The organism is Pseudomonas grimontii, assembly GCF_007858185.1.
Lineage (GTDB): Bacteria > Pseudomonadota > Gammaproteobacteria > Pseudomonadales > Pseudomonadaceae > Aquipseudomonas > Aquipseudomonas grimontii.
The window spans coordinates 1-15213 of the sequence record NZ_VFES01000034.1 but is presented as its reverse complement, the minus strand read 5'-3'; the positions used below and the strand labels follow the sequence as shown (position 1 = coordinate 15213).

Sequence of the window (15213 nt, the reverse complement as noted above, 5' to 3'; positions counted from 1 at the left end):
GAGGGTGTTCAATTTGACTGCGGAGTCTGTGTGATTATTTCCAACGGGTTGTCCAGGGTGTGCGTGACGGGGCTGTTGCTGGGGTTGAGCCTGGCTGCATCGGCGCGGGAACAGGTGACGCAAGCGTCGGCGGACATCCGGCGTACCAGTTTCGGCGTGCCGCATATTCGCGCCAACGATGAGCGCGGCCTGGGCCTGGGCATCGGTTACGCCTATGCCCAGGACAACCTGTGCCTGCTGGCCAATGAAGTGGTCACGGTGAACGGCGAACGGGCCAGGTTCTTCGGCCCCGAGCAGTCGACCCTGGAAGAACGCAACAACCTGGCCAGCGATGTGTTTTTTACCTGGCTGAATACGCCGGGTGCCGTGGCGGCCTTCTGGAAGGCGCAAAGCCCGCAGATCCAGCAGCGCATGGAAGGCTACGTGGCCGGTTACAACCGCTACCTCAAAGAGCAGGGCGCGCCGGCCCAGTGCCAGGCCGCCTGGGTGCGGCCGCTGGTGGTTGAAGACCTGGTGAAATTGACCCGCAGGCTGTTGGTGGAAGGCGGGGTCGGCCAATTCGCCGAGGCCCTGGTCGGCGCCAAGCCGCCTCAGGCAACGGCGAGTGTGCAGCCCAGCGCCAAGGCGTTTGAACTGGCCGCCGCCAATCAACAGCGCTTCAGCCTCGATCGCGGCAGCAATGCCGTGGCGGTGGGGCGTGACCGTTCGTTCAACGGGCGTGGCATGTTGTTGGCCAACCCGCATTTTCCGTGGGTGGGCGGCATGCGTTTTTATGAAATGCACCTGACCATCCCCGGCCAGCTGGATGTGATGGGCGCCGCGTTGCCGGGCCTGCCGGTGATCAATATCGGCTTCAACCAGCATGTGGCGTGGACGCACACCGTTGATACGTCCAAGCACTTCACCCTGTATCGCCTGACGTTGGATCCCAAGGACTCCACGCGCTATCTGCTGGATGGAAAATCCATCCCCCTGGAAAAAACCTCGGTGACGGTGCAGGTCAAGCAAGCGGACGGCAGCATTAAACCGGTGACCCATCCGGTCTATAGCTCGCAGTTCGGCCCCGTGGTGCAATGGCCTGGTAAGCTGGATTGGGACAATCACTACGCCTTCAGCCTGCGCGATGCCAACCTGGGCAACGACCGCGTGCTGCAACAGTGGTACGCCATGAACCGCGCCACCAGCCTCAAGGACCTGCAAACCTCGGTGCACACCCTGCAAGGCATCCCGTGGGTCAACACCCTGGCCGCCGATGACCAGGGCCAGAGCCTGTACATGAACCTGTCGGTGGTGCCCAACGTCAGCGCGGCCAAACTGGCGCAATGCAGCGACCCGCGTGCCGGCCTGCAGATGATCATGCTCGACGGTGCCCACAGCGCCTGCGCCTGGGACGTCGACCCGCGCGCCGCCCAGGCCGGCATCTTCCCCGCCGACCAGCTGCCGCAGCTGGAGCGTAGCGACTACGTGCAGCACTCCAACGATTCGGCGTGGATGGCCAACCCCAAGGCGCCGTTGACCGGCTTCTCCCCGGTGATCAGCCAGGACCACATCGGCCTCGGCCCACGCGCACGCTTCGCCGTGCAACGCCTGCAATCCCTGGAGGGCCGACCGATCAGCGTCGCCGACCTGCAAAACATGGTCATGGACAATGAGGTCTACCTTGCCGGCCAAGTCATGCCCGACCTGCTGGCGTTCTGTGCCAAACACCTCGGCACCGACACGGCTGCCCTGACGCCGCTGTGCACCAGCCTCAACGACTGGGACCGGCACGCCAACCTCGACAGCGGCCTGGGCCTGGTGCACTTCATCAACCTGATCGAACACCTGCAACAGATCCCCGATGCCTGGCGCGTTGCGTTCGACCCGGCCCAGCCCCTGACCACCCCACGCGGCCTGGCCATCGACCGTGCGCCCGTGGCCAAGGCCCTGCGCGAAGCCATGCTGGCCTCCACCGCAACCGTCGCCAAACTCGGCCTTGGCGCCGACACTAAATGGGGAGATATCCAGGTCAGCGGCCAGACCCCAATCCACGGCGGCCCGCAGGCGCTGGGGATCTACAACGCCATGCAAACCGTGCCCCGGGCCGACGGCAAGCGCGAAGTGGTCAGCGGCAGCAGCTACCTGCAGATCGTCACCTTCGACGACCAGGGCCCACACGCCCAAGGCGTGCTCGCGTTTTCCCTGTCCAGCAACCCGGCCTCGACATACTCGAAGGACCAGACCCAAGCGTTCTCCGAAAAAAAGCTGCGCCCGCTGCCGTTCACCGACGCCCAGATCAAGGCCGACCCGCAGTACCAGCAGCAGCTCATCAAGGAGTAGGGCAGGCACGCAACCCCTTGATGCCAATGCGAAATATTTTTGAAATCAAGGGGTTGCAGGCAAAAGCAAATGAGTACATAATGGCGCCCATCGAACGCAACGAAGCATTAAAAACTTCAATGTATTCAATGAGTTAGAGTAGAGGCAGGGTTTTATAGCCCACTCAAGTTTTTATGCGGTGAATGTCAGCAGCAAGGGCGTTGATCGTTTGAGGCCGAGTAGCAAAATGGTTATGCAGCGGATTGCAAATCCGCCTACGCCGGTTCGATTCCGACCTCGGCCTCCACTCTTGAAAACCCCGTAGATCAATGGTCTGCGGGGTTTTTTATTGCCTGCGATTTAGGATCCGTTCCCTGACATTCGCCGCGTATTTGAAGGGTTGCACGTCGAGATGGTGGAAATTCGGTACAGTATGGCGAGTCAGCGGCAGACAAAGGTCGCGGTTAGCAGCGAAATGGTGATCATGAACTGGGTGCCTGCAGCTTTGGGTGGATTATTTTAGTTGGGATAGGCTCGCCCATAAAAGGTATTCGGTTGACTTGACAGACTCATCGTTAAATTCTCATGATGGCAAATTGCATTCGTAAAAATCTTAACGGTGGGTGGACGACTACACATGAAGGATCCGGTTGAAGTCGGCAAGCTGCATGAAATAATGCAATACATAGAATTGTCATTAGATGAGTCAAAGAGCCCACGCTGGTTCCGAGGGAGCGGAAAATACCCTTTATACAGGCTTGAGCCAACCTTACTTAGACACAAGGAAGTTTTGGCGGCTAGGAAGGATCCATTGAAGTTAGAGCAGCAGCTCAAGATGCGCTTTCTTCAAACCAGCGCCCCATTTCTATCTGCTACGCCTGCTACAGATTTTGATTGGTTATTTCTGCAGCAGCACTACGGGGTACCAACGCGCCTGCTAGATTGGACTGAAAATCCTTTCATTGCGCTGTATTTTGCGTTGTCGAGTAGCGCGAAAGAAGATGATGCTTGTGTTTGGATGCTTGATCCTATCAAGTGGAATAAGCTCGCGTTAAATAATGCGCAGTTAGATCGTATCCCTGATCCTACAATGTCGCAAGCCACTCAGTTTCTTAAAGATCCTGGTGATGATTTTTCACCAAGTGATCCAATAGCAATATTCGGGAATCATACTAATCCTCGTATAACGGCGCAACGTGGAACATTTGTAATGTTCTGTAAGTCAGCTGAGCCAATGGAAGATAAAAAATATGCTGATGAATGTTTGACGTGCTTTAAAATACCGGCAGAACTAAAGCCTGCAATGTATGAGACGTTGCTCGCGATCGGATATACCCACTCGGTAGTGTATCCCGACCTTTCTGGGCTTGGTGCTGAAATTAAGACTTCGTACGGATTTTAAAAATGGATAATATTTTTGTAGTTCGGCCGTTCTCCACTACAAGCATCAGTTGGTGGTACGCGGAGAGAGATCAGATTGATTTGTCTCCTTCCTATCAGCGAAAGTCTGGGGTTTGGGCTCCTAAGGATAAAGCATATCTCATTGACTCAATCATTAATGGCTATGATGTTCCAAAATTTTATATTGCGGATTTTAGCTATGCGAGTAGTGATTTAAATACCGCCGGCAGACCTTATGCAGTAATAGATGGTCGTCAAAGATTTGAAGCTATTTTTGATTTTTTGGATGGTCGAATATCCTTGAATCCGGATATGAAATATTTGGCTGATAAGTCTATTCGTCTAGCCGGTATGACGGCTCGTGATATTGAGCGTGAACATCCTAGAATTATTAGGAGGATAGAAAGCTTTAATTTGTCAGTTATGTCGGTAATAACAAATCAAGCTGATCGAATTAATGATTTGTTTGTGAGGCTTAATAAAAGTAAACCGCTTACAGGGGCGGAAGTTCGTAGCGCTATGGCTGGAGAGGTGCCTAAATATATCAGGGAGATCGCAGGGCATGTCTTTTTTACAAGCGGTGTAGGCTTTACGAATCAGAGAAAACAGCACGAAAACGTGGCTGCCAAGTTGTTAATTATTGAGCATCGTGGGGTTTTCGTTGAAACGAAGAAAACTAATCTTGATAGGTTTGTCTCTGAGGCGATTCTTACAGAAAGTGGTTTTTCTGAAACGGCTGGCCGGGTAATGGAAAACCTTGACTTGATGTATAAAATTTTTGGTCATGGTAACCCTTTGCTTAAGTCTTCTGGGATGCTGCCGGTATATTATTGGTTGACTCGGGAATTCGGTTGTCACCCTGACTTTTTACTGCGACTGCGCGATTTTGAGGTTTTTAGAAATGACTATAAAACCCATCCTGCCGTAATTGCTTTTAACTCTGTTAGTCGTAGTACAAATGATGAGTTCAGTTATCATGTTCGCCATTACGTGCTAAGGGAGTTTATCAATGGTGGTGGATATATTGACGCTCATAGTTTTTCGGTTGTGTAGTGCGTAGCTGGGTATTCGTAAGTCTCGCTAACCCCGCGTAATGCGTGGCGAGCGAGATTTTTGTATGTGTACGAGTAGCTTGGCGCCTGTGGTGGAACTAAACTATGAGGAAGCGTAGCTGTCCCTGATGAACTGAGAAACATCTCTCATACCATTTTTTTCTAGGTACTCAATTAAAACAAGCCATGGGGGGATATTGCTCATATAAGGGGTGGCATCAGGGCCAGCGTACATTCCTCCTCCTGGGCCGGCATAGAGTCCTCCGCCGGGGCCCGTATACAAACCACCACCAGGGCCCGTGTAGAGTCCGCCACCAGGTCCGGTGTAAAGGCCGCCGCCTGGACCCGTGTAGAGTCCACCACCAGGTCCTGTATACATGCCTCCATCTGGCCCGCTATAGCATCCACCACCAGGTCCCGTATACGCTCCTCCACCGGGGCCTGTATACAGACCACCACCTGGCCCTGTATAGGCTCCTCCGCCAGGCCCTGTGTATTGATTACGTAGCCACATACACTTCCCCTCTTTTGTTGTTGGCTTTTTGCTATTACCGCTCTTTACATTAGCCTATTTTCCGCTTGCACCCTGGTGGATGACCTATTCGTTTTCTGATGGCAAGAGCTCTGCCCGCATGACTGATAAGGCACAGGTAGGTTTTGCTCCAGAGCATAAATGGGGTCAGACCATGATTTTCGAGTTGAGAGTTGATGGCCTGCCCCAGGGTTACTGCGCGGCACTCAGCAATCAGGGATTTACTGGGCTCGATTTCTCCAGCGCAACATCCACTAGAAGTTTCGAATTTTCAATCAGCTGCGCCAACCCAAATATTTGAAGACGCTGCGTTCCACTAGAAGCAAATGCCTGTTCATTCGCCATAGCAGCCACTGACGCCAGTATTTCACTCGCATTCACTAATGCTTCTTCGAAACTTAGCCCAGGCCTGACCTTAAAAACGCTGGTGAGAAGATCGTCGTCGTTTGGATTGGTTTTCATAAGGCCCGCTCCAATGCGTTAAACATTGAGTGAGCATTCACCGCTGAGTGCCATTGCTCAGATGTGATTTTGACTTGATCGACTGGATAGCTTTTATCTGTAGAAAACATCCTCTAGACCCTCGGAAAGTTAAGAGGCCACCACCGCCGTTGCGACACGGGTGGGTGGTGGACCGTGCGAGGGTCGCAAACCGGTGTCCGAGGGTACCGGCCGGGCAAAAGCCCGCCTCACACGGTCCACCATAGATGCGGTAAACAGGCACAAAAAAAGCGCCCGCTACAGAGCTATGACGCTACCGCGCCTCAGACTACTTCAGGTTGCGACACCCGGCCACAGGATTTACTGCGGCGGCGAATCCTAGCCAAGTTACTTCCTATGGCTCAACCTCGTCAGAGTGTGGGAAAAATCCGAAGCTCGATTGCGCGGCTGTGTGCTCATCACATTTAGGTTTTTTCAGGTAAAAGCGGGGACCACAATGGGGCGCTGCTCGTTCACAGTTTGATGCTATGGGCCATACTGGCCTACACCTCGACATTTCTGGGCGCACTTGCAACCACGCTCGACGTACTCACGGTGTTTCGGGCTGACCCGCCGAGTTGCTTCAGCCAATCACCTCAGACCTGTTAATACGCTGGCGCTTAACTTCACCTGCATACGCCACTATTTTGTCCTGCTGAGCCTTCAGCAACGCACATATCTTCTGCAATGCCATTGTGTCATTCGGCGCCTTGTCACTCGCCGCCAGGGTGGTCAGTTCCATCACCGACCATCCAATAACGGCCGCTGCATCTTCCAGGTCATAAAACAATTCCTGCTGGGCAGTCCTGGGTCCGTCGAGGCCCTGTATCAACTCTTTCATCTACTTCTCCGCCTGGTGCTGATTCAGTTCAAGGCCCATGACCACCATCCCTATTTCTGCCAAATCCGTGCTGAAGGGGATTTCACCGATCCGTCGAAACCCAAACCCTGCGTAAAATCGCTGGGCATTTGAATTGCTCTTAAGCACGTCCAGCCACAGCAAGTGTTCAGCGCGCTGCACCGCCTGATCGCAGATAAACTGCAAAAGTTGCCTGCCATAGCCAAGCCCCGCGGCAGATTTGAGAAAGTAGATTTTTTGCAGCTCTGCACCCAGTTCACCGGTGATCGGTGCCGGCGTTGACCAGTTGACCTTGGCGAAGCCCAGGGGTGCACCCTCGTTGTCTGAGGCGATAAGCCACGAATGACGGGCGGGCCGGTCAAGTGAGCGGCTGAGCGAATCCCGTGAGAAATCCTGTTCGAGAAAGTCCTGCATGCCTGCGGGAGACCAGAGTGTCGAAAAATGCGCTTGATAGGTCTCGCAGCCGACCGCACGCAGGCTATCGAGATCGGCCTTAGTCGCTGCACGAATGTTGAGCATGTTCTTCCCCCCGGTTAACGCGTACCCAATGAATTGACGTGTATCTACCCCCACACAAACCCTACCAAGACGTTACACGAAACCCGTGACGGACTTCAGTGGCGGCGGTCTTACTTTACGTACACCCAACCTTGTAAAGCAGAGAGCGTTGTCATGAAGTTGAATTACCTAACCAAGGCGGCTGTTGTTGTCGCGCTGTTGTCGACCTTGTCGGGCTGCTGGATATTCATGCCGCCGGGCGGTGGCGGTGGGGGTGGCCATGGCGGTGGTGGTCATGGTCAAGGCGGCGGCCCTGGTGGCGGTCCGCGTTAACGGTCAGTCAACGAGAGGTGGGCCATGAACAATGACCCACCTCTTTTTTTGCCCGGGATAAATCCCAGGCAAAGAAAAGCCCGCGATGGGGAGCACGGGCTAAAAGGGATGTTCATTAGGAGCTGGGTTCACCATAAGGGGGCGTCTGTGAAAGGTTTGTGAAAGCGCCTGAGCCATTTTGCGCCAGAAGTGTATGCCTCGATCCGTGCCTGGCTGTACGGGGCGCCGCGGCGCATAACCCACTACTGTCGCAGGCATATCACACCGCTCGGATGCCGCACCATGTTCATGTCTACCAGCCTGTTGTCAGCCTTTGTGCTGTTCGCCTTCGTGTCCTCGATCACCCCTGGCCCGAATAACACCATGTTGCTCGCCTCGGGGGTGAACTTCGGGTTTCGCCGCTCGATGCCCCATGCGCTGGGGATCAGTATCGGTTTCATGCTGTTGGTGATTTCGGTCGGCCTGGGGCTGGGCGAAGTGTTCAAGGTATTCCCGTGGGCCTACACGGTGTTGCGCTACGTGGGGGCGGCGTACTTGCTGTACCTGGCCTGGAAGATCGCCACGGCGGGCGGCATGTCCGATAGCAATGATGAACACGGCAAGCCCATGACCTTCCTCGGCGCGGCGGCGTTTCAGTGGGTGAACCCCAAGGCGTGGATCATGGCGCTGGGGGCCATCACCACCTATACGCCGGCTGAGGGGTATGTCACCAACGTGCTGGTGATTGCGTTGGTCTTTGCCGTGGTCAACCTGCCCAGCGTGTGCGTGTGGGTCGGATGTGGCAGCGGCTTGCGTAATGTGCTGCGCGAGCCGCGCTGGTTGAGGCTGTTCAATTGGTCAATGGCCGGGCTGTTGGTGCTGTCGCTGTACCCGATGTTGTTTGCCGGCTAGGCGTCAGACCGGCGAGATGGTCGCCAGCAGGCCGATGCCGATGGTCAGCACTAAAAAACCGAACAGGAAAATCGCCATCTTGGTCATAAGGCCTCCGAAGGGAAGGGGTGGGGATGTGGGCTATTGTCCGCCCGGTCGGGTTTTCAATACAGGCGCAGATAACAAAGAAAAAACCGTATCAGATGCGCTTGCGAGTGTTCTGTCACGGGCTTTTGGGGCCTGTGGTTTTTTCAAGATCAGTGCCTGAGACAGCCAGCGTTTTTCCCCCTAAGATGGCGCCCATTGCATCAACAATAAAAGTGGGCCAACCCTCGATGGAAAGACGCCAGTTCAGCGGTGGCATGAAAGGCAAGAACCTGCGCTACCTCAACGAAACCTCCCAGCCGGCGGCGGTCACTCGCGTCGGCTTCCTGCTGCTCGAACATTTCTCCCTGCCAGCATTCACCCAGACGCTCGACACCGTGGTCACCGCCAACCTGCTGCGGCCTGATCTGTTCGCCACGCGTACCTTCGGTTGTGACGACGGGGAAGTGATCAGCGACCTGGGCCTGGTGATCCGCCCGGATGCGCGTCTCGATGCCTCTGCGCTGCACGGCCTGGATCTGTTGGTGATCTGCGGCGGTTTTCGCACCGAGCTCAAGGCCGACGACCACTTGATCCAACTGCTGCGCAGCGCCGCCGAGCAGGGCGTGAGCCTCGCGGGGTTGTGGAACGGCGCATGGTTCCTCGGCCGTGCCGGCCTGTTGCAGGGCTACCGCTGCGCCATCCACCCCGAACACCGCCCGGCCCTGGCGGAAGTGTCCAAGGCCACCCACGTCACCAGCGAACCCTACGTGATCGACCGCGACCGCCTCACCGCGTCGAGCCCCTCCGGTGCCTTCCACATGGCCCTGGACTGGATCAAAAGCTTGCACGACAAGGCTCTGGTCGAAGGTATCGAAGACATCCTGGCCTTCGAAGAGTCGCGTTACCGGCGCATCAAACCCACCGAAAACGTCAGCGTCAGCGCGCCCCTGCGCGAAGTGGTGAAGCTGATGGACGCCAACCTCGAAGAACCGCTGGAGCTCGACCAACTCGCCGTCTATGCCGGCCGCTCGCGCCGCCAACTGGAGCGCCTGTTCAAGGAACAACTGGGCACCACGCCGCAGCGCTACTACATGGAACTGCGCGTCACCGAAGCACGCCGGTTGTTGCAGCACACCGAACTGTCACAGGTGGAAGTGCTGGTGGCGTGCGGGTTTGTCTCGCCGAGCCACTTCAGCAAGTGCTACAGCTCATATTTCGGATATCGCCCCTCCAAGGAGAAGCGGTTGGTCAAGTAAAGTGGCTGCCGTTTCATGCATCCCGGCATGATTTTTCAAGGAAGACCGATGTCTCTGACACGTTTGGATCGTTATCGCGGCAGTCTGCTGGGCTTGGCCTGTGGTGATGCAGTTGGTACCACGGTCGAGTTCATGCCCCGTGGCACCTTTACACCGCTCACCGATATGGTGGGAGGCGGGCCTTTCAGCCTCAAGCCTGGCCAGTGGACCGACGACACCTCAATGGCGCTGTGCCTGGCTGAAAGTCTGCTGCGCAAAGAGGGTTTTGACGCGGCAGACCAGATGGGCCGCTATCTGAATTGGTGGAAATGGGGCTATTTGAGCTCCACCGGCGACTGCTTCGATATTGGCCTGACGGTTAGCAATGCGCTGACGGCCTATCAAGACAGTGCAAACCCATTTTCAGGCTCTACGGATCCGTATTCCGCCGGGAATGGTTCGATGATGCGCCTCGCACCGGTGGTGTTGTTTTACTTTCCTGACCTTCAACGTATCCGCCATTACGCCGCCGAAAGCTCGCGCACCACTCACGCGGCTCAGGAGGCCATCGAATGTTGCCTGGTGCTGGCACAGGCAATCAGCAATGCGCTTGAGGGTGTTTCAAAGGATCAGGTATTGCACTTGGCGCACATGGACCTCGTGACCGCCAAAGTCGCCGGCATTGCGAAAGGGGACTACCGGGAGAAGTCACGTGATGACATCGTCGGCACCGGCTACGCCGTTGCCTCGCTTGAGGCGGCACTCTGGTGCTTCCAGCATACCGACAGCTTTGCGGCGGCAGTGCTGATGGCGGCCAATTTGGGCGATGACGCGGACACTACCGCAGCCATCGTTGGCCAACTGGCCGGTGCGTATTATGGCGCCCAAGCGATTCCTGGCGGCTGGTTGGAAAAGCTGTGGATGCGCGAGGAAATCCAAGGCATGGCGGATGCCCTGTTGGCGGCCGCGACCCGAAATCTCGTTCAGTGAAACGAGCACCGTCTGCAAAACCCTGAAGCTCAAATGTGGGAGTTGTCGAGCTGAATTGTGGCGAGCGGGTTTGTCCCGCGTTGGGCTGCGCAGCAGCCCCAAAACCAGGCGCAGAGGAGTGCCTGATACACCGCATTCGTCTTCATCAGGGGCACTTCGCCCCCCAACGCGGGCGGTGCGACGATTCGACAAGCCCGCTCGCCACAGAGGTCCCAGTTTGCTGCGCGACAGCGCTGCGTCGAAGATTCAAAACCGCTCCAGTCGATAGGGCGCAAGCGCCGGCAACCCTGAACACACAGGCGCCACTGAGGCCAATTGCCCCACCATCTCCGCCGTCACCGCCGCCTGGGTCAGCCCCAAATGCTGATGCCCAAACGCAAGCAGCACCTTCCCGTCACACACCCGATCAATAATCGGCAGCGAATCCGGCAGCGACGGTCTGAAGCCCATCCACGGCGTCGCATCCTCGACGCTCAGGTCCTCAAGAAACAGCCCCCGGCTCAACCGATGCAACTGCCACGCGCGGGCCATGTTCGGCGGGCGGTCGAGGCCGGCGAATTCCACCGTGCCGGCCAGGCGCAGGCCGCCTGCCATTGGGGTCATGATGAACTTGCGTTCCAGGGACGTGACGGCAAACGGCAGGCGTTGTTGTTCATGGGGCAGCATCAGGTGATAGCCCCGTTCGGTGTCCAGCGGGACTTTCTTGCCGGTCAGGGCGGCGGTGAGCTTGGCCGAGTGGGCGCCGCAGGCGATCAGTACCTGGCGGGCGGCAAAGGTGCCTTGATCGGTGCTCACGGTGACGCCGTCGGCTTCAACCCGCGCATCCAGCACCTGGCGTTTGAGGAACTGCACGCCACTGGCCTTGGCCGCCTCCACCAGTTCGCAGACCAGTTGGTAAGGATCGAGGAAGTGCCCTGTCCCTGGGAAAAACAGGCCGCCCTGGATCTGCGTGCTCAATTGCGGGGCCACCTCGCGTATGGCATCCCCCGACCAGAAATCAACCGGCACGTTTTGTGCCTGCATGCGGCGTTGCAACCCATCGATGGCTGCGCGCGAGTCCGAACGTTCGAATACCAGCAGCGAGCCGTCTTCGCGCAACAATTGCGTGCGCTGGAGGCTTGCCAGCAAACGCTGCCAGGCGCCGAGGCTTGCTTCATTGAGCGCGCGAATCCCCGTCACCGTGCGCTGGTAATTCGCCGGGCGCAGGTTCAGCAGCAAGCGGATAAACCAGGGTAGGGCGCGCGGCAGGTATTTCCAGTCCAGGCGCAGCGGGCCCATGGGGTCCATGAGCATGGCGGGCAAGCGCTTGAGGATCGACAGGTCGGCGATCGGGAACACCTGTTCGGTCGCCAGGTGCCCGGCGTTGCCATAGGAGGCGCCCATGCCGGGTGCCTGCTGGTCGATCACCAGCACTTTGCGCCCCTGGCGCGCCAGCTGCAGGGCGCAGGCAACGCCAATGATGCCGGCTCCGATTACGGCGATATCTGCAGGGTCAGGGTCGTGCATCAGCTACGCCTCTCTCGACCAGTTGGCATACCACTGGCGGAACAGCGCGTACTGATGCTCGGCGTAACGCCGTTGGGCATCGCTGAGCACATCGGTCTCGTTGAAGTGCAGGGCGTAGCCCTGGTCGCCGTTGAGTACCATCAGGTGCTTGTAATACAGCACCAGGTCGCAGCCTTCGTCGAAGGACGACAGCACCGCCAGCGCGTCTTCCAGCTCACGGGCCAGACGCCGGGCCTTGGCATCGCCCTTGGCCGCTTGCTTGCTCAGGGCCACCAATTGCAGTACTTCGCGGGGCAAGGCATTGCCGATACCGGTGATCGCGCCGGTGGCGTTGCAGTTGACGAAACCGTGCACCACCTGGGTATCGACGCCGACCATCAGGGTCACGCTGTCGTCCTGGGACGTGATGTGTTCGGCGGCGTAGCGCAGGTCGGCGCCGCCACCGAACTCCTTGAAGCCGATCAGGTTCGGGTGTTCGCGGCGCAGTTCGAAGAACAACTCCGCGCGGGTGGCGAAGCCGTAGTAGGGGCTGTTGTAGATCACCGCCGGCAGGTTGGGCGCGGCCTTGAGGATCGCCGAGAAATGCGCCTTTTGCGCGGTGGCCGAAGCGCCACGGGACAGCACGCGCGGAATCACCATCAAGCCATGGGCACCGACCTTGGCCGCGTGGGCGGCGTGGGCCACTGCCTCGCGGCTGTTCACCGCGCCGGTACCGACAATGGTCGGCACGCCGGCCGCCACCAGGCGCGCCACGCCTTCCTGGCGTTCGGCTTCGGTGAGTAACGGCCAGTCGCCCATGGATCCGCAGTACACCACGGCGCTCATGCCGGTATCGATCAGCTCGCGGCCCTTGGCGACCAGCGCGTCGAAGTCCGGCTTGCGCGCGGCGGTGCACGGGGTCATCAGCGCGGGGATGCAGCCGGTGAAGATGTTGTCGCTCATGGTGCTAGCTCCTTACAGCGTTCAATCAAAAGGGAGGGGCTCAGATGCCCCAGGCAAACGGGTCTTGCTCGTCGATCAGCAAGGTGCTGTCGGCGGTCATGTAGGCGCGGCCGGTGATGAAGGGGATCACACGTGTGCCGTCCCATTCATAACGGCCTTCAAAGCGGCTGCCGGTAATGCTGGCTTGTACCCAGGTTGCACCGGGGGCGAGTTTGGCGTCGGCGGCCAGGCACGCCAGCTTGGCGCTGGTGCCGGTGCCGCAGGGTGAGCGGTCGTAGGCTTTGCCGGGGCACATGACGAATTTGCGGCTGTTGGCGTCGGCGTCGTCGGAGAACAGTTCGATATGGTCGATCAGGGCGCCGTCTGCGCCATGGATGCCCTGGGCCTCGAGGGCCTTGAGCATCGTCCAGGTGTAGTCGGTGAGGGCGTCGACGTTGTTCATCTCCAGCGCCATGCCGTGCTCGGAAACCAGGAAGAACCAGTTACCGCCCCAGGCAATATCGCCCTGGACTGCGCCATGGCCCGGCACATCCACCGTTACCTGCTGGCGATAGCGATAGGCAGGCACGTTACGCAGGGTCACGGCGCCGTCGTCGTGCAACGTGGCGACCACCGGCCCCACCGGGGTGTCGAGGGTGTGCACGCCCGGCTGGATGCGCCCCAAGTGGTGCAGGGACGCCACCAGGCCGATGGTGCCGTGGCCGCACATGCCCAGGTAACCAGCGTTGTTGAAGAAGATCACCCCGCAGGTGGCGCCTGGGGTGACGGGCGCGCAGTACAGCGCGCCGACCAGGACGTCATTGCCACGCGGTTCCAGCAGGCAGGCGCGGCGCCATGGGTCGTGCTCGGTGCGCAGGTTTTCCAACTGGTCGGCGATGCTCGCACCCTTGAGCGCGGGGAAGCCGGTCATCACCAGGCGCGTGGGTTCGCCGCCGGTGTGGGAGTCGATCACATGCAGTCGCTTCATAACGCGCGCCCTCTATGAAAGCTGTGGGAGGCCTTCTTGTGAGTGTATGGATAGGCATGCAGCGGCCCTATCGTGAACGCGCAAGCGCGGCGGCGATTGATGTTTTTTGCCGGCAACGATGACGAATTCAGCACAGTTCGCCACGCTCGACAGCACCCCGGGCATGGGGCAATCTGCTTGCCATCGAGGTGAAAGGCGGGGAGTGACACTCATGCTTCAAAGCGCGTTTGCGAGCCTTTGCCAAGGGCACGGGGCTAGCCCTCCCCACAGCATCGAGCAGCTATTGGCCGGTGTGGTGCAACTGCTGCCGATGCTGGACGTGATCCCCAATGCCGCCATCTTCATCAAGGACCTGGACGCCCGTTACGTCCTCGCCAACCGCACCCTGGTGCAACGTTGCGGCCTCAAGCAGTTGCAGCCGTTGCTGGGCAAGACCAGCGCCGAAGTCTTTCCCGCGCAATTGGGGCCGGGCTACACCGAGCAGGACCGGCGCGTGCTGGAGCAGGGCTTTGTGCTGGAAGACCAACTCGAACTGCACCTCTACGGCAGCCGCGAACCCGGCTGGTGCCTCACCCACAAATGGCCGCTGTACAACCACGAGCGCCGCATCATCGGCCTGGCCGGGATCTCGGTCGACCTGCAATCGGCCAGCGAAACCCACCCGGCCTACCAACGCCTGGCCGCCGTGGACGAGCACATCCGCACGCACTTCAACCGTCGCGTCACCCTTGGCGAGCTGACGCGCATCGCCGGGATTTCCGTGGCGCAACTGGAGCGCTACTGCAAGCGCGTGTTCCACCTGACACCCCGGCAGATGATCCAGAAAGTGCGCCTGGAACACGCCCATCGTCTGTTGCACAGCGACATGCCGATTACCGAAGTGGCGCTGCAATGCGGCTATACCGACCACAGCGCGTTTACGCGGCAGTTCAAGGCGTCGACCGGGTTTACGCCGAGGCAGTATCGGGAAACCTGCTGAGCACCCGACTCGATTCCCTTGCGTAGATACGGTCTTATCCAGCACCGCGTAAAACCCCGTAGCAGCTGCCGAGCCCCGGCGAGGCTGCGTCGGCCGCGACTCGAGCTTGAATCGGCAGCGCGCCTGACGCAGCCTCGCTTGCGCTCGGCAGCTGCTACGGGGGGAGGCCTTGATGGGGTTGGCA

The 15213-nt window shown here is 58.5% G+C and carries 14 protein-coding genes and 1 tRNA gene; 9 read left to right on the top strand and 6 right to left on the bottom strand.

Annotated features, from left to right (window positions below):
• Positions 1 to 30: 30 nt before the first annotated feature.
• The 4 genes from pvdQ (at position 31) to FIV39_RS30825 (ending at position 4752) form a co-directional block, all read left to right on the top strand.
• A complete protein-coding gene (gene pvdQ / locus FIV39_RS30840) occupies positions 31 to 2319 on the top strand; it encodes a bifunctional acylase PvdQ (RefSeq protein ID WP_090403738.1) in 2289 nt (762 codons plus the stop codon).
• Between the two features lie 212 nt (positions 2320 to 2531).
• Positions 2532 to 2605: transfer RNA gene (locus tag FIV39_RS30835), tRNA-Cys, on the top strand.
• Between the two features lie 330 nt (positions 2606 to 2935).
• The gene (locus tag FIV39_RS30830) at positions 2936 to 3700 is read left to right on the top strand and encodes an FRG domain-containing protein (RefSeq protein WP_143513866.1); all 765 of its coding nucleotides are present in this window, start codon (positions 2936 to 2938) and stop codon (positions 3698 to 3700) included.
• A gap of 2 nt (positions 3701 to 3702) precedes the next feature.
• Positions 3703 to 4752, top strand: coding sequence for a DUF262 domain-containing protein (locus FIV39_RS30825; RefSeq protein WP_090403740.1), 1050 nt, complete (start codon positions 3703 to 3705; stop codon positions 4750 to 4752).
• A gap of 744 nt (positions 4753 to 5496) precedes the next feature.
• On the opposite strand, the gene FIV39_RS30815 is transcribed toward FIV39_RS30825, so the two are convergent.
• The 3 genes from FIV39_RS30815 to FIV39_RS30805 all read right to left on the bottom strand — a co-directional run bounded on the left by FIV39_RS30815 (position 5497) and on the right by FIV39_RS30805 (position 7141).
• The gene (locus FIV39_RS30815; protein WP_090403743.1) at positions 5497 to 5745 is read right to left on the bottom strand and encodes a DUF6124 family protein; all 249 of its coding nucleotides are present in this window, start codon (positions 5743 to 5745) and stop codon (positions 5497 to 5499) included.
• Positions 5746 to 6346: 601 nt separating this feature from the next.
• Complete coding sequence (locus FIV39_RS30810) at positions 6347 to 6604, bottom strand: hypothetical protein (protein ID WP_090403745.1); 258 nt, start codon at positions 6602 to 6604, stop codon at positions 6347 to 6349.
• Positions 6605 to 7141 (bottom strand): GNAT family N-acetyltransferase, encoded by a 537-nt coding sequence (locus FIV39_RS30805; protein WP_090409947.1) that lies wholly within the window; start codon positions 7139 to 7141, stop codon positions 6605 to 6607.
• A 153-nt stretch (positions 7142 to 7294) separates the two neighbouring features.
• Between FIV39_RS30805 and FIV39_RS33175 the strand changes: the two genes are divergently transcribed.
• From FIV39_RS33175 to FIV39_RS30790, 4 genes are all read left to right on the top strand, one after another.
• Positions 7295 to 7453: a hypothetical protein gene (locus FIV39_RS33175; RefSeq protein WP_167361111.1), complete on the top strand. Its 159-nt coding sequence runs from the start codon at positions 7295 to 7297 to the stop codon at positions 7451 to 7453.
• A 282-nt stretch (positions 7454 to 7735) separates the two neighbouring features.
• Positions 7736 to 8344, top strand: a complete 609-nt coding sequence (locus tag FIV39_RS30800) for a LysE family translocator (protein WP_090403747.1) — start codon at positions 7736 to 7738, stop codon at positions 8342 to 8344.
• A gap of 314 nt (positions 8345 to 8658) precedes the next feature.
• Positions 8659 to 9666, top strand: a complete 1008-nt coding sequence (locus FIV39_RS30795) for a GlxA family transcriptional regulator (protein ID WP_090403749.1) — start codon at positions 8659 to 8661, stop codon at positions 9664 to 9666.
• 48 nt (positions 9667 to 9714) lie between these two features.
• Positions 9715 to 10635 (top strand): ADP-ribosylglycohydrolase family protein, encoded by a 921-nt coding sequence (locus tag FIV39_RS30790; RefSeq protein ID WP_090403751.1) that lies wholly within the window; start codon positions 9715 to 9717, stop codon positions 10633 to 10635.
• Positions 10636 to 10881: 246 nt separating this feature from the next.
• Here the strand turns inward: FIV39_RS30790 and FIV39_RS30780 are convergent, their stop codons facing one another.
• From FIV39_RS30780 to FIV39_RS30770, 3 genes are read right to left on the bottom strand one after another with little or no spacing between them, the layout of a single operon-like run.
• On the bottom strand, positions 10882 to 12141 hold the full coding sequence (locus tag FIV39_RS30780; protein ID WP_090403753.1) for an FAD-dependent oxidoreductase: 1260 nt from the start codon (positions 12139 to 12141) through the stop codon (positions 10882 to 10884).
• Positions 12142 to 12144: 3 nt separating this feature from the next.
• Positions 12145 to 13083, bottom strand: a complete 939-nt coding sequence (locus tag FIV39_RS30775; protein ID WP_090403755.1) for a dihydrodipicolinate synthase family protein — start codon at positions 13081 to 13083, stop codon at positions 12145 to 12147.
• 40 nt (positions 13084 to 13123) lie between these two features.
• Entirely contained in the window at positions 13124 to 14050 is a 927-nt protein-coding gene (locus tag FIV39_RS30770; RefSeq protein WP_090403757.1) for a 4-hydroxyproline epimerase, read from the bottom strand.
• Positions 14051 to 14261: 211 nt separating this feature from the next.
• Here FIV39_RS30770 and FIV39_RS30765 point away from each other — a divergent pair, with 211 nt between their 5' ends.
• Positions 14262 to 15029: an AraC family transcriptional regulator gene (locus tag FIV39_RS30765; protein WP_090403759.1), complete on the top strand. Its 768-nt coding sequence runs from the start codon at positions 14262 to 14264 to the stop codon at positions 15027 to 15029.
• Positions 15030 to 15213 lie beyond the last annotated feature (184 nt).